The organism is Cellulosilyticum sp. ST5 (genome assembly GCF_046529625.1).
GTDB lineage: Bacteria > Bacillota > Clostridia > Lachnospirales > Cellulosilyticaceae > Cellulosilyticum > Cellulosilyticum lentocellum.
Genome location: NZ_CP132338.1, coordinates 802,854 through 816,420, shown reverse-complemented (window position 1 = coordinate 816,420; position 13,567 = coordinate 802,854). Strand labels below are relative to the sequence as shown.

Sequence of the window (13,567 nt, the reverse complement as noted above, 5' to 3'; positions counted from 1 at the left end):
AATCCTTTCTTTATTCCTTACTATAAAGTTCTAACTGTGGTTTAAGACGTTCTACTACTTGCTGGGCACTTTCCTTGTTTTCAAAGTATGCCTTGCTACCCTCTACAATAAGATTAATGAGGGCCTCATCCTCTAATACAGCTGTTTTAATTTGCTTCACTTCTTCATAAAAAGCCTGTAATGCTTCCTCATGTCCCCATTCCACAACAAGTATGTCATAGTCATCAACTGAATACATATAAGATGCATTTTTATTAGTGGTTTCTCCTTTAATCCATTTTTCAAAAGCACCTACATGAGTTGGAAAGCCTTCTAAAGTATCTGTTAGCTGCACCTTTTCATTTAACATGAATGCCATTATTTCTTCAGTAAGTATCTTATTTTTACTACTTGCATTAAGCCCAATGATACTACTAGGTTTATAAGTACACTCTTCTTCTTGTTGTACTATTTTAAAGCTACCTTCCCCCTTTTGTTTATTAGCCTCATTGCAAATAAGTAAATCTAATATACTGCCTACATCTTCTATAAATACATGACTTTTTCCAAAAGCATATTCAAATATATTCTGTGTATTAATGGTTTCATGTTGATTTTTCATCATAGTATTATATCCTTTGGATACTTCTTCCTGTTGCCCAGAAAAGGTTTTAACAGCTTCTAAAAATTGTATTAATGTTTCTTCTTGTAATTCTCCTTGGGCATTAAACCATTCTTTTTGCATCTGTCCTGCAAATAAATTCATAAGATATTCTGAACCCTGCTTAGGTAATATCATTTCTTTTGAATGTGTTTTTTGATAAACTCCCAGTTCTTCTAGATTATTTACTTCATTAAGTACCTGAGTATCTCCCCATATAGTTGGTACTTTGAACCTAAGTGGAAGTGCATAAAGCTGCTCATCCTTTTGAAAAGGCGCAGTTGCAAATTCAAACATCTGCTCTTTTTCCTTTATTTCACTTAAGTCTGCCAAAACACCTTTTTCCATATAAGTATCTATTGGAAGACCATCTAAGACCATGATATCTGGTCCTTCTCCAGCTAAAATAGCTGTATTAAGTGCTTTAATAGCATCTTCTCTTGTAATCCCCTCTTCTCCAGTTAGGCCTACTTGCACATTAATACGTACTTCTGGATGTTGTAATTGATAAGCTGTTAATGCTTCTTGCAGTGTTCTATTGGTTTCCAATGTATAAGCATTTAATTCTATAGTAGGCAACGTTGGTGTAGTTTCCGAATAACGATAGAGTTTAATCACATTTTGATATTGATCATTGGTCATCTGCACAATAAAACGTCCCTCTTTTTCTATCGCATTAACTAGGCCATAAGAAGGCAAGCCTAAAGAAAGTCCTGTACTACTCATAAGCTCTTCCCAAATACTTCCCCCTTCAGCAAAGTGTCTAATGCCATTTGTGGTAACAAGGTACATATTATTATTTTCAGCTGGTATTAAAATAGAAATTTCATCTATATTTTCACATGGGACAAAGTGGTCTACTTGACTTGCATTTTCATTATAAGCATCTATTTGTTTATCTATTAAATTAATGGTATAAAGCTTATTGTTAATCTGTGCAATATTCCCATCTGCTTCTGAATACTTTCGAACTTCATTTCCTGTTTTAAGGTCATAGCACTTTTGTCCAGTCATATTGCCAGATACCACCAATTGATTATCCGGTAAAATCACAACATGAGATGGTATGATATAACCTAAGCCTTCTGTTATATTAAGCCTACAAGTTTTAATAGCATCACCTTCAACATAAATAGCATAGGTATATGTATGATTGACTACCTCACTTGTGCCATCCTCATTTGTTATTAGAACCGCTTCTTCTTTAAATTCTGTTCCATCTTCTGGCTGTTCTGCCTGTCCAAGGTTTGCTTCTTCTGTACTCCCTGTGTCACTATTTTCTGCTTTGGTTCCCATATCTCCCGATGCTACATTTTGGTCTTGTTCTTCTAAATTGCCAACAGCAATAAAGTAAGGCTCTCCTTTTTCATTGACAGCCATAGCAGAAATCCAGTTATAAGCATCTTGCTTATTAAAAGCTTCAAGCCAAACCGGTTCTACTTTTCCCCAATTTCCATCTTCTTGTTCCTCAAAAATAACAAAACCTTTTTCTGTTTGTTGATAAATTTGTGGTTTACCTTGATTTGACACTAAAAATGTTATAGCTTCTGGCATAAACCCATCAATATTTACTTCTTCCTCTATGTAGCGTCCCATGGCTACTTCTCCTGTAGTAGCTTCTATTTCTTTATTGCACCCTACTGCTGCTAGTAACATCAAGCTACAAATCAGTAAGCTTACTAAACTCTTTTTTAACATCCCTATCTCTCCTTTCTTCTTCACTCTGTACTATATCAAATCAATCTCTAAAAATCCTCAAAGGATTTTAGAGATAATTTAGAGATAATTGTGTTATAATATGAAAAATCACACAATAAGGAGTTGCATGATGAGAATCTTATGCATTGAAGATGATACTGAACTTGCTGAAAGCATTTGCTTTCATTTAAAACATGTAGGCTATAACATCGATTGCTCTGAGGATGGCCTAGAAGGCTTCGAACTAGCGAAAACCAATACATATGATTTAGTTATTTTAGATCGGATGTTACCTAGCTTAGATGGCTTAAGCCTTTTAAAGCGCATTCGCGCTTTAAATCTCCAGCTCCCTGTTATTATGGTCACTGCTTTAGATGGCATAGGCGATCGTGTCGCTGGGCTTAATTCAGGTGCTGATGATTATTTAGTCAAACCTTTTGCCATAGAAGAGCTCATTGCTAGAGTTGGAGCTTTAAGCCGTAGACCTAGTCAAATGATAAATACTGAACAAATCCATTTTGCAGATGTTACCTTAGACTTGCTAGGTCTTTGCTTAACAGGTCCCCTTCGTTCTTGTTCTCTTTCTAAAAAAGAAGGAGATTTAGCTGAGTTCTTTTTAAGACATCCTAGTGAACCTTTAACAAGAGAACTCCTTTTATCTAAGGTATGGGGCCCTGATACAGAGGTAGAAGATGGTAATTTAGATAACTATATTCATTTTTTAAGAAGACGCTTAAAAGCCGTTGGTAGTGAGTTACATATTAAAACGCTACGTTCCATTGGTTATACTTTGGAGGCTACTTATGCTTAAAACACTCCGTACACGTTTAGCTAAGATTTGTATGCTTATTACGGCAACGCTTCTAGCTATGATGTCTTTGATTTCTTTAGGTATTTTAGAAAAGCAATTTAATGCCCAGCAATATACCTTAATTGAAAATCAGTTAAATAGCATCGTTTTTCGTTTACAAACAGAGCGAAGTATTAGTCATACTTTTTTATCTAAATTAGAAGCTACTAATCAGCTTTTAATCAAGATAGAGGATAATGGTATTCCTCTTCTTTTTAAAGGTAATACCCCTTCTATTACGCCTAGAACTCAACTTTTTGCAGAAGCAACTACTCTTGCTGAGACTAACTATCATTTTAGCACCTCTAATTTATTTACCTCGACTTTAGATATTCCCAAAGTCAGTTTTGAGTTTAGAACACCCCAGCATGAACACTATTTAGCTATTATTGGGACCTTTTCTTCTGAAATTGGGCATTTTCGTTTGATTTTATTAAAAAACATGAAAAGCATGGATCGCTATATTGGGCTTCTACGATGGCTATTTGTAGGGCTTACCATCATTGGCTTTTTATTATTGGGTATTTTTAGCTTTTGGTTTTCAGGGCATGCAACTCATCCTATTGAACTTGCTCAAAAAAAGCAAACAGACTTTATCGCTGCTGCTTCTCACGAACTACGTTCACCTCTAGCTGTAATTCATACGAATACCTCGGCTTTAGCACTTAACGCTAATCAAGAAACACTTCGTTTTACTACCAGTATTCATAATGAATGTACACGTATGAAGCACCTCATTGATGATCTTCTTTTACTGGCTAATATGGATGCTAAACATTGGTCTATTCAAACTACTCCCACAGAAATAGATACTTTAGTTCTAGATATGTATGAGTGCTTTATACCCCTAAGTAAGCAAAAGAATCTTATTTTTAATGTCATTCTTCCTGATGATTTGGTTCCTACTTTAATGATTGATAACGAACGTATTCGCCAAACCTTAAGTATTTTGTTAGATAACGCTTTTACCTATACACCTGCTGGCAATAAAGTATCTCTCGTATTAAATTATACTCCTCATGCGCTTACTATTTCTGTCATCGATAATGGCCCAGGTATTGCCGAGGAGCATAAACCCTATATATTTGATCGTTTTTACCGAGTCGATACATCAAGGCATGATAAAAACCACTACGGTCTAGGTCTCAGTATTGCTTATGAAATGATGCAGCTTCATCATGGGCAGCTTACACTTCAAGATACTCCTGGTGGTGGTTGTACCTTTAGCTTAATTTTTCCTTTAAAATAATTTTATTTTTACATACAAAAAGAGCAACGACTAAAAGCATTTCTTTTAATCATTGCTCTTTTTATGATAATCTTGCTTATTTACAAGCAATAACTTCTACTTCACAAAGTACATTTTTAGGTAAAGTTTTAACAGCTACGCAAGAACGTGCTGGTTTACTTACAAAATATTTAGCATAAACTTCGTTAAAAGCAACAAAGTCTGCCATGTCTGCTAAAAAGCACGTTGTTTTAATAACTTTATCAAAGCTTGTCCCACTCGCTTCTAAAACAGCTGCTAAATTTTTCATCACTTGCTCTGTTTGAGCTGTAATCTCTTCTCCTACAATTGTCATCGTAGCTGGGTCTAAAGGAATTTGTCCTGAAGTAAATACTAAATCATTCATGCATACTGCTTGAGAGTATGGTCCAATAGCTGCTGGTGCAGCATCTGTATGTGTTGTTTTTAACATGGTGCGCCTCCTGTTTTATTTTATGACTCGATTATATTGCTTTACTGGACTTTCGTCAATATTTTTAATAATGTCTATCTCTTGTTATAACAATTACCTTGTTGCTTCTTTTACGCTCAGATACTTTTATTTGGTATTATAAAGCTTATATAAATGATATAAATTAATGAGGATAATGGCAAGGTTAGCAACTGCTACAGGATATGCACCTACAATAAAGCCATAAATAACAAATAATAAACAACCTACTGTATTAAGCAGACGAAGCTTAATCACATCTGTCATTAAAAGCGAAATGGCAATCATAATAGAAGCTGCATAACCTACCCATTCAATCCATGATGTAGCGGACATATTTTCTTCCTACCTTTCTAGTCTTCCTTAAAATGTCTTCGTAATACTATATGACGCTAAATCATATTATTTGCTGTTTTTTAGTTTCTTATTATAATAAACACCATATAGCAAAGATAACTAAGCACTAATAAGCTTCCTTCTAGCTTGCTAATTTTAACTTTAGTAATAGAGAAAATATAGGTTATGATACTTACGATTAATAGAACTATCATATCCATGAAAACAGCACCATTAACTTCTATAGGGAAAATCACAGAAGAAATGCCTAAAATAAAGAACACATTAAAGATATTAGAACCAATTACGTTGCCTAGGGCAATATCACTTTTACCTTTTCTAGCTGCTATAATGGAAGTCACAAGTTCTGGTAAAGAAGTGCCTACCGCAACAATAGTAAGTCCTACTAATTTTTCGCTCATTCCCCATGTTAGTGCAATTTGACTCGCAGCATCTACAACTAATTGTCCACCCACTATAATCCCAACTAATCCGCCAACGGCAATGAGTATGCTTTTTCCTATTCGAATCTCTTTTTCTACTCCTTTATTATCAGTTACAGAAGCTTCTGCTGTGCTATTTCTGTGGTTCAAAGCAATTTCAATGAGATAATACATATAAATTCCAAAAAGAACTAATAAGATTAAGCCATCCCCTCTAGAAATAGTATTCAAGCTAGTAGATTGAAAAATAGCATCATTAGCTAATATAAGTAAGATAAAGGAGGATAATAAAGCAAAAGGAAATTCTTTAGTGATGATAGATTTTTGCACTTGTAAAGGGGTAATGATCGCTGCAATACCCACTACAATAAGTAAATTAAAAATATTAGAACCTACTACATTACCAATAGCAATATCATTTTGCCCCTTTAAAGCAGAAGTAATACTGACAGCAGCTTCAGGCGCGCTTGTCCCAAAAGCAACTATAGTTAAACCAATAATCAAATTGGGTATTCTTGCTCTAATAGCAATGTCAGATGCACCTTCTACGAAATAATCTGCACCTTTAATAAGTAATATAAATCCTAAAATAAGCCACACATAAATCATAGATATCGTCTCCTTACTAGTTATAGTATTAAATATTGTTAGTATTGTTATGCTGTTATATTTTCATTCTAAAATAAAAGCCTTTTAAAGGCTACTCCATCCTCTAAAAAGCTTTTACTCATTTGCTATTTATTTAATAAGTATTATTATAATAAGTTCTTAATTAATTCAGCTGATGAAAGTGGTGAAAGATAAGAAAGTGGTACATCAAATACTGTTTTAGCACCTAATGTGCCTTCCTTGTTCATTCTAACAGCAGCTCTTGCATAAGCTACAAGTGCAGCAGCTGTAAATTCTGGGTTGCTATCTAATTTAAGTGAGAACTCAATGATTTGTTTATGTTCATCGTTAGCACCTGTTACACCACTTCTAAATACGAAACCACCATGTGGCATTTTGCTATGATTAGCACGAAGTTCTTCTTCTGTAATAAAGTGAACAGTTGTATCATAATCAGCGAAGTAGTTTGGCATATTTTTAATATCTGCTTCAATACGTGCACGATCTGCGCCTTCTTCTGCTACTACAAAACATTCTCTTGTATGTTTTTCTCTTGTTGTTAAAGATGGATTATTACCATTTCTAACTGCTTCGATAGCTGAATCTACGGGAATCGTATATTGGATACCGTTTTTAACGCCTTCTACTCTTCTAATAGCGTCTGAGTGTCCTTGACTTACCCCCTTACCCCAGAAAGTATAGTCATTACCTTTTGGTAAAATAGCACCTGACATCATGCGAATCATTGAGAATAAACCTGGATCCCAGCCTACTGAAATGATACTTGTTTTACCAGCTGCTTTTGCTGCTTTTTCTACTGCTGCTTGGTATTCTGGAATTCTTGCATGTGTGTCAAAACTATCAATGGTATTGAACATACTTGCCATTTCTGGTCCTTGTACTGGTAAATCTGTTGCTGAACCACCACATAAAATCATCACATCAATGGCTCCTTTATAGCCTTCTAGTTCATCCATATGTACCACCTTTGCTGATGGTGTGGCGATTTTTACAGTTTCTACTGGTCTTCTTGTAAATACTGCAACAAGTTCCATGTCTTCATTTTGTCCAAGCGCCACTTCTACTCCACGGCCAACATTTCCATATCCAACGATACCTACTCTTACTTTCGTACTCATCACAAACCTCCTTAGTTTCCTGCTGTTATTAACTCATTTGTACACTACTCATAACTGAACACTAAATTCTACCCAATTTAGTGGTATTGATTAGTACTACTAAATTATCTTTGATTTCTTTTCATTTGTCAATATCAAATCACTTCAAAATACAACCTATACTTTTCCTTTAGGCATAGTTGCTGCAACACGCTTTTCCTGTGTCATATCAGCTAACTTTTTAATAGTTTCAAAATCAAGACCTAAGCATTCTGCAATAAGCTGCCCCATTTGATGATCTGCTTTATAAAACAAAGCTGTTTGGCGATATTGCAATGCAGGATCTGCATGTTTTAAGTTGTCGGTCACATTATAAATAAAGTGTGCTTTATCATCACTGGTCATAGCCCTATAAAATTCACCAGGCTGCACAAAATCAGCATCTGTGCTTTCAATAACATGTCTCTTAATTTCTCCTACTACAGGAATAGGCGGTGGTGCTGCTTCAGGTGATACCACTACATTAACAAAACTACTAGGAAAATAATTCGGTACATTACCCATATTGCCATTAACCTGCATATTACCATCTCTTTGTGTAGTATATAAACAAGCTTTTGGTTTATTAATAGGAATTTGTGTATTGTTAGCACCTAAACGATAACGATGGGCATCTTCATAAGCCATTAATCTCGTTTGTAAAAGCTTATCTGGTGAAGTCCATATACCTGGTACAAAATGAGCTGGTGCAAAAGCTACTTGCTCTACTTCTGCAAAAAAATTGATGGGGTTTTTATTAAGTACAATCTTACCTAATGGAATAAGTGGATGATCCTCTTCATACCATGTTTTCGTTACGTCAAAAGGATCTACGCGGTAATGGGCAGCTTCTTCTGGTGTCATGATTTGCACGCATACAGTCCACGAAGGATATTCTCCTCTTTCAATAGCGTTAAATAAATCTTGAACGGAATAATCTGGATTCTCACCTGCTATTTTTTCTGCTTCTGCTGCTGTAAAGTTTTTGATACCCTGATTCGTAAGCACATGATATTTTACCCAAACATATTCTCCTTTTTCATTGTACCACATGAAGGTATGGCTACCAAAACCATCCATATGCCTAAATCCCATAGGTGTACCTAGATTAGAAAAAAGCCGCATCACTTGATGCAACGATTCTGGTGTTAAAGAAAGAAAATCCCAAAACATATTAGGGTCCTTTAAATTGGTTTGTGGATTTCTCTTTTGGGTATGAATAAAGTCTGGAAATTTAATACCATCTCTAATAAAGAAAATCGGTGTATTATTACCTACTAAGTCATAGTTACCATCCTCAGTATAAAACTTCATAGCGAAACCTCTAGGATCTCTAGCAGTATCAGCAGATCCCTTTTCACCACCTACTGTAGAAAAACGTATAAAAATATCCGTTCGTTTACCTACTTGATTTAAAAACTTTGCCATCGTATACTTAGATAAATCATTGGTTACTTCAAAATACCCATGAGCTCCTCCACCTTTAGCATGTACAACCCTTTCTGGAATACGCTCCCTATTAAAATGAGCTAGTTTTTCCTGCAAATAAGCATCTGCCAGTAAATCAAAGCCTACTTTTTTTCCCGTACTTATAGCTGCTTGATCACTTGTAACTGGTATGGATACACTCGTTGTTAATTTATTTTCTTCCATACTGCCTCCTCCATTTTTATAAATAGCCCTCTTATTAGTTTATGAAGCTGAAGTAGTATAATATGATGAAGTAATCATTAAAATTTTCAAAACATATTTAATATTATTTTCTATTATGTTAAAATAAATACAGGTGAGTTACTAAGATTTGTTCTGGTATCGAACCTCTTATTTTAATTATCGTACTGATTGCACAAGGGTTCGTCCCAAGTGGTAAGGCGGAGCATATGGAGACTTTATAGGAGCAAGGCCTTTTTAGGTACTACTTCTTCTTTTGCTATCCCTAGGCCTCTTGGCCTAGGGATTTTTCGCTTTTATAACCTCTATTTTGTATTTTGCTGAGAGGTTCAATCCACATCTTTTCAATTTTTTTATTTCATTTTAATAAGGAAAGGATATGAGAAATGGAAACAAGAATTGCTTTAATTGGAATCATAGTAGAAAATAAAGATTCCGTAGAAAAAATCAATGGCATTTTACATGAGTATGGTGAACATATTGTAGGCCGAATGGGTGTGCCCTATAAACCTAAAAACGTTTCTGTGATTAGTGTCATTATAGATGCTCCTAATAGCGTGATTAGTGCTTTGTCAGGTAAATTGGGGATGATTCCTCATGTCAACGTGAAGACCGTGTATTCAAAAATAAATGAACCTCTAGAAATGCAGGATTAAGTCATGAAGGCCCTTATTGATATCCTTGCCAAAGAGCATCGTTTAAGTAAAGCAGACTACCTTCTCTTACTTTCACACCACCAAGATGAAGACCTTTCTTCTTATCTCTTTGAAAAAGCAAGGCAAACCGCTACTCATCTTTTTGGCCATCAGATTTATACCCGAGGCCTTATTGAATTTACTAACTACTGCAAGCAAGATTGTTACTATTGTGGCATTCGACGGAGTAATACTGAGGCTGAGCGCTATAGGCTTACTTTAGAAGACATTTTATCTTGCACTGAAATAGGTTATCACTTAGGCTTTCGTACCTTTGTTTTACAAGGTGGTGAAGATGGTCACTTTCAAGATGATACCATTTGTGATATTTTAACAGCTATCAAAAGTCAACATCCTAACTGCGCCATTACGCTTTCTATTGGTGAGAAAAGCCGCTTAAGCTATGAACGCTTTTTCAAAGCTGGTGCTGATCGTTACCTACTTCGTCATGAAACAGCTAATCTTGCTCATTATAGCCAACTTCACCCTGCTTCTCAAAGTCTAGAGCAAAGGAAACAATGTCTTTATGACCTGAAAGCTATTGGTTACCAAGTGGGTACCGGATTTATGGTAGGTTCACCTTATCAAACCTTTGATACGCTATGTGAAGACTTACTTTTCATCCAAGACTTTAAACCCCATATGGTAGGCATTGGCCCTTTTATTCCACATCAAGCTACCCCCTTTAAAGACCACTCTGCAGGCACCCTGTCACTTACTTTATTTTTAATTGGCCTTCTTAGACTCATCCTACCCAATGGATTAATCCCAGCTACTACAGCCCTGGGCACCATTGATCCTCAAGGCCGTGAAAAAGGCATTTTAGCCGGCGCTAATGTTGTCATGCCTAACCTTTCTCCGGTTGGCGTTCGTAAGAAATATAGTTTGTATAATAATAAAATATGTACAGGGGAAGAAGCTGCTGAGTGTTGGGCTTGTCTTAATAATCGTTTAAAACAAATCGGCTATAGCCTAGCTGTTAATCGTGGTGACTTCTCTCCTTTATAAAGGAGCGTTAATATGTATAATCCCAAATCTATGACTGCAACTGAATTCATTAATGATGAAGAAATTCTAGAAACCTTAGCTTATGCAGATGCTAACAAAACTAATAAAATCCTTATTAGTAGCATCATTGAAAAAGCTAAAGACTGTAAAGGCTTAAATCACCGTGAAGCCGCACTCCTTTTAGCTTGTGAGTTAGAAGAGGAAAACAAAGAAATTGAAGCTTTAGCTAAACAAATTAAACAACGTTTTTATGGTAATCGTATTGTTATGTTTGCCCCACTTTACCTATCTAATTACTGTGTCAACGGCTGCACCTACTGTCCTTATCATCATAAAAACAAACATATTACTAGAAAAAAATTGACACAAGAAGAAATCAGAGCTGAAGTCATTGCCCTTCAGGACATGGGACATAAACGTCTTGCACTAGAAGCAGGTGAAGACCCTGCCAACAATCCACTAGATTACATCTTAGAAAGCATCAAAACCATTTATAGCATTAAGCATAAAAATGGTGCTATTAGACGTGTCAATGTCAATATTGCTGCCACCACCATAGAAAACTACCATAAATTAAAAGAAGCAGGTATTGGTACTTATATTCTTTTTCAAGAAACTTATCACAAAAAGAATTATGAAGCACTTCATCCTACTGGTCCTAAGCACGACTATGCTTATCATACAGAAGCCATGGACAGAGCTATGGCTGGCGGCATTGATGATGTAGGACTTGGTGTTTTATTTGGTCTTAATAAGTATCGTTATGATTTTGTAGGCCTACTTATGCATGCGGAACATTTAGAAGCAGTGCATGGTGTAGGTCCACATACCATTAGTGTTCCTCGTATTTGTCCTGCAGATGATATTAACCCTGATGAATTCACCAATGCTATTTCTGATGACATCTTTGCTAAAATTGTGGCAGTTATTCGTATTGCTGTGCCTTATACAGGCATGATTATTTCTACTAGAGAATCTCCTAAAACTAGAAAGCGTGTATTAGAATTAGGAATTTCTCAAATTAGTGGTGGTTCTAGCACCAGTGTAGGTGGCTATGTCACTCCTGAAAAGGAAGAAGAAAACTCTGCTCAATTTGAATTAAGTGATACTCGCACATTGGATGAAATTGTAGGTTGGCTCTTAGAGCTTGGCTATATTCCAAGCTTTTGCACAGCTTGCTACAGAGAAGGCCGTACAGGAGATCGTTTTATGAGTCTTGTTAAATCTGGGCAAATTGCTAACTGCTGCGGACCTAATGCTCTTATGACATTGCAAGAATATCTAGAAGATTATGCTTCTCCTACAACTAAGGCAGCTGCAACCTCTATCGTTGAAAGAGAACTTAAAACCATTACCAATCCAAAAGTTCTAGAAAAAGCAGTTAGTCAATTAAAAGCTATTCAAGGTGGAGCTAGGGATTTTAGATTTTAATCATGCATTTTGAAATAGTTTTCATTTTAAACTTGAGTAGCTATAATAAATCACCTATTTCAAGAAAGGAAGTGTAGATATGAGTTTGATGGATACTCCGAGAGCTAATCGTCTTCACATTGGCTTATATGGTAAAAGAAATAGTGGTAAGTCTTCTCTTATTAATGCTTTAACTGGTCAAGAAATTGCTTTAGTTTCTGAAGAAGCAGGTACTACCACTGACCCTGTTTATAAATCTATGGAAATTTATGGTATAGGCCCTTGTGTATTTATTGATACGGCTGGCTTTGATGATATTGGTTCCTTGGGCAAATTGCGTGTTGAAAAGACTAAAGAAGCTACACAAAAGACAGATATTGCCCTTATTGTTTTTACCGATTCTGATTTAGCAGAAGAACTAAAATGGCTTCAGCACTTTAAAGCGCAAGATACGCCTTTTATCCCTATTATTAATAAAGTAGATACGTTAGAAAATAGGGATAGCCTCGCTGCTCAGATAGAAGCTACTTGTGGCATCTCACCCATTTTAGTCAGTGCTAAAAATAAAGAAGGCATCGATGCTATTAAGGAAGCTATTATTCGTCTCTTACCAGAAGACTATGAAGTTAAAAGTATTACAGGACCTCTAGCCGCTCCTGGTGATTTAGTTTTACTTGTAATGCCACAAGATATTCAAGCCCCTAAAGGCAGACTCATTCTTCCTCAAGTACAAACGCTTCGTGATCTACTAGATAAAAAGTGTTTAGTCATGAGCTGTACCACCGACCAACTAGCTGCTACTTTAAAGGTATTAGCTAAAGCACCTGATTTAATTATTACAGACTCTCAGGTCTTTAAAACCGTTTACGATCAAAAACCAAGTAGCAGTAAATTAACTTCTTTTTCTGTTTTATTCGCTGGTTATAAAGGCGACTTACAAGCTTTCAAAAAAGGTGCCTATGCCATCGATACTTTAACAGAAAACTCTAAAGTACTTATAGCTGAAGCTTGTACACACGCGCCTTTAAGTGAAGACATTGGCAGGGAAAAGCTTCCTCGCTTACTAAGGCAGAAAATAGGCTCTAGCCTTACTATTGATATTACTAGCGGTCCTCATTTTCCTTCTAAACTTGAAGGCTACGACCTCATCATTCACTGCGGCGGCTGTATGTTTAACAGAAAATATGTGCTCTCACGCGTAGCCCAGGCCAAAGCCCTAAATATTCCTATTTCTAACTATGGTGTTGTCATTGCTTACTTATCAGGGATTTTAGAACATATTGATGCATAACTTTATTAATCTAGGAAATAGTAATACTAGAAATAAAGGAG

At 35.8% G+C, this 13,567-nt stretch carries 12 protein-coding genes; 6 read left to right on the top strand and 6 right to left on the bottom strand.

Going from position 1 to position 13,567, the window contains the following annotated elements:
- Positions 1–10 precede the first annotated feature (10 nt).
- On the bottom strand, positions 11–2,338 hold the full coding sequence (locus tag QTL86_RS04060) for a hypothetical protein (protein ID WP_410496574.1): 2,328 nt from the start codon (positions 2,336–2,338) through the stop codon (positions 11–13).
- A 130-nt stretch (positions 2,339–2,468) separates the two neighbouring features.
- Here QTL86_RS04060 and QTL86_RS04055 point away from each other — a divergent pair, with 130 nt between their 5' ends.
- Positions 2,469–3,149: a response regulator transcription factor gene (locus QTL86_RS04055; RefSeq protein ID WP_127067078.1), complete on the top strand. Its 681-nt coding sequence runs from the start codon at positions 2,469–2,471 to the stop codon at positions 3,147–3,149.
- Entirely contained in the window at positions 3,142–4,437 is a 1,296-nt protein-coding gene (locus QTL86_RS04050; protein WP_410496573.1) for a sensor histidine kinase, read from the top strand. The genes QTL86_RS04055 and QTL86_RS04050 overlap by 8 nt, the downstream gene beginning before the upstream one ends.
- A gap of 76 nt (positions 4,438–4,513) precedes the next feature.
- Here QTL86_RS04050 and QTL86_RS04045 read toward each other — a convergent pair whose 3' ends face one another.
- The 5 genes from QTL86_RS04045 to QTL86_RS04025 form a co-directional block, all read right to left on the bottom strand.
- Entirely contained in the window at positions 4,514–4,888 is a 375-nt protein-coding gene (locus QTL86_RS04045) for a RidA family protein (protein WP_013657645.1), read from the bottom strand.
- 126 nt (positions 4,889–5,014) lie between these two features.
- Positions 5,015–5,242 (bottom strand): YgjV family protein, encoded by a 228-nt coding sequence (locus QTL86_RS04040; protein ID WP_013657646.1) that lies wholly within the window; start codon positions 5,240–5,242, stop codon positions 5,015–5,017.
- Between the two features lie 80 nt (positions 5,243–5,322).
- Entirely contained in the window at positions 5,323–6,294 is a 972-nt protein-coding gene (locus QTL86_RS04035) for a calcium/sodium antiporter (protein ID WP_410496572.1), read from the bottom strand.
- 146 nt (positions 6,295–6,440) lie between these two features.
- On the bottom strand, positions 6,441–7,433 hold the full coding sequence (locus QTL86_RS04030) for a diaminopimelate dehydrogenase (protein WP_013657648.1): 993 nt from the start codon (positions 7,431–7,433) through the stop codon (positions 6,441–6,443).
- A gap of 156 nt (positions 7,434–7,589) precedes the next feature.
- On the bottom strand, positions 7,590–9,104 hold the full coding sequence (locus QTL86_RS04025) for a catalase (protein WP_410496571.1): 1,515 nt from the start codon (positions 9,102–9,104) through the stop codon (positions 7,590–7,592).
- 404 nt (positions 9,105–9,508) lie between these two features.
- Here QTL86_RS04025 and QTL86_RS04020 point away from each other — a divergent pair, with 404 nt between their 5' ends.
- The 4 genes from QTL86_RS04020 (at position 9,509) to hydF (ending at position 13,526) form a co-directional block, all read left to right on the top strand.
- The gene (locus tag QTL86_RS04020) at positions 9,509–9,778 is read left to right on the top strand and encodes a TM1266 family iron-only hydrogenase system putative regulator (protein ID WP_013657650.1); all 270 of its coding nucleotides are present in this window, start codon (positions 9,509–9,511) and stop codon (positions 9,776–9,778) included.
- Positions 9,779–9,781: 3 nt separating this feature from the next.
- Positions 9,782–10,825 (top strand): [FeFe] hydrogenase H-cluster radical SAM maturase HydE, encoded by a 1,044-nt coding sequence (gene hydE, locus QTL86_RS04015; protein WP_410496570.1) that lies wholly within the window; start codon positions 9,782–9,784, stop codon positions 10,823–10,825.
- A gap of 12 nt (positions 10,826–10,837) precedes the next feature.
- The gene (gene hydG, locus QTL86_RS04010) at positions 10,838–12,256 is read left to right on the top strand and encodes a [FeFe] hydrogenase H-cluster radical SAM maturase HydG (RefSeq protein ID WP_127067083.1); all 1,419 of its coding nucleotides are present in this window, start codon (positions 10,838–10,840) and stop codon (positions 12,254–12,256) included.
- A gap of 79 nt (positions 12,257–12,335) precedes the next feature.
- Complete coding sequence (gene hydF, locus QTL86_RS04005) at positions 12,336–13,526, top strand: [FeFe] hydrogenase H-cluster maturation GTPase HydF (RefSeq protein ID WP_410496569.1); 1,191 nt, start codon at positions 12,336–12,338, stop codon at positions 13,524–13,526.
- Positions 13,527–13,567 lie beyond the last annotated feature (41 nt).

Bases quoted from the DNA above. Each gene is read 5' to 3' on its own strand.
- QTL86_RS04040 (WP_013657646.1), bottom strand. From the start codon at position 5,242: ATGTCCGCTACATCATGGATTGAATGGGTAGGTTATGCAGCTTCTATT.
- QTL86_RS04030 (WP_013657648.1), bottom strand. From the start codon at position 7,433: ATGAGTACGAAAGTAAGAGTAGGTATCGTTGGATATGGAAATGTTGGC.
- hydF (WP_410496569.1), top strand. From the start codon at position 12,336: ATGAGTTTGATGGATACTCCGAGAGCTAATCGTCTTCACATTGGCTTA.
- hydG (WP_127067083.1), top strand. From the start codon at position 10,838: ATGTATAATCCCAAATCTATGACTGCAACTGAATTCATTAATGATGAA.
- QTL86_RS04050 (WP_410496573.1), top strand. From the start codon at position 3,142: ATGCTTAAAACACTCCGTACACGTTTAGCTAAGATTTGTATGCTTATT.
- hydE (WP_410496570.1), top strand. From the start codon at position 9,782: ATGAAGGCCCTTATTGATATCCTTGCCAAAGAGCATCGTTTAAGTAAA.
- QTL86_RS04025 (WP_410496571.1), bottom strand. From the start codon at position 9,104: ATGGAAGAAAATAAATTAACAACGAGTGTATCCATACCAGTTACAAGT.
- QTL86_RS04055 (WP_127067078.1), top strand. From the start codon at position 2,469: ATGAGAATCTTATGCATTGAAGATGATACTGAACTTGCTGAAAGCATT.
- QTL86_RS04035 (WP_410496572.1), bottom strand. From the start codon at position 6,294: ATGATTTATGTGTGGCTTATTTTAGGATTTATATTACTTATTAAAGGT.
- QTL86_RS04020 (WP_013657650.1), top strand. From the start codon at position 9,509: ATGGAAACAAGAATTGCTTTAATTGGAATCATAGTAGAAAATAAAGAT.
- QTL86_RS04060 (WP_410496574.1), bottom strand. From the start codon at position 2,338: ATGTTAAAAAAGAGTTTAGTAAGCTTACTGATTTGTAGCTTGATGTTA.
- QTL86_RS04045 (WP_013657645.1), bottom strand. From the start codon at position 4,888: ATGTTAAAAACAACACATACAGATGCTGCACCAGCAGCTATTGGACCA.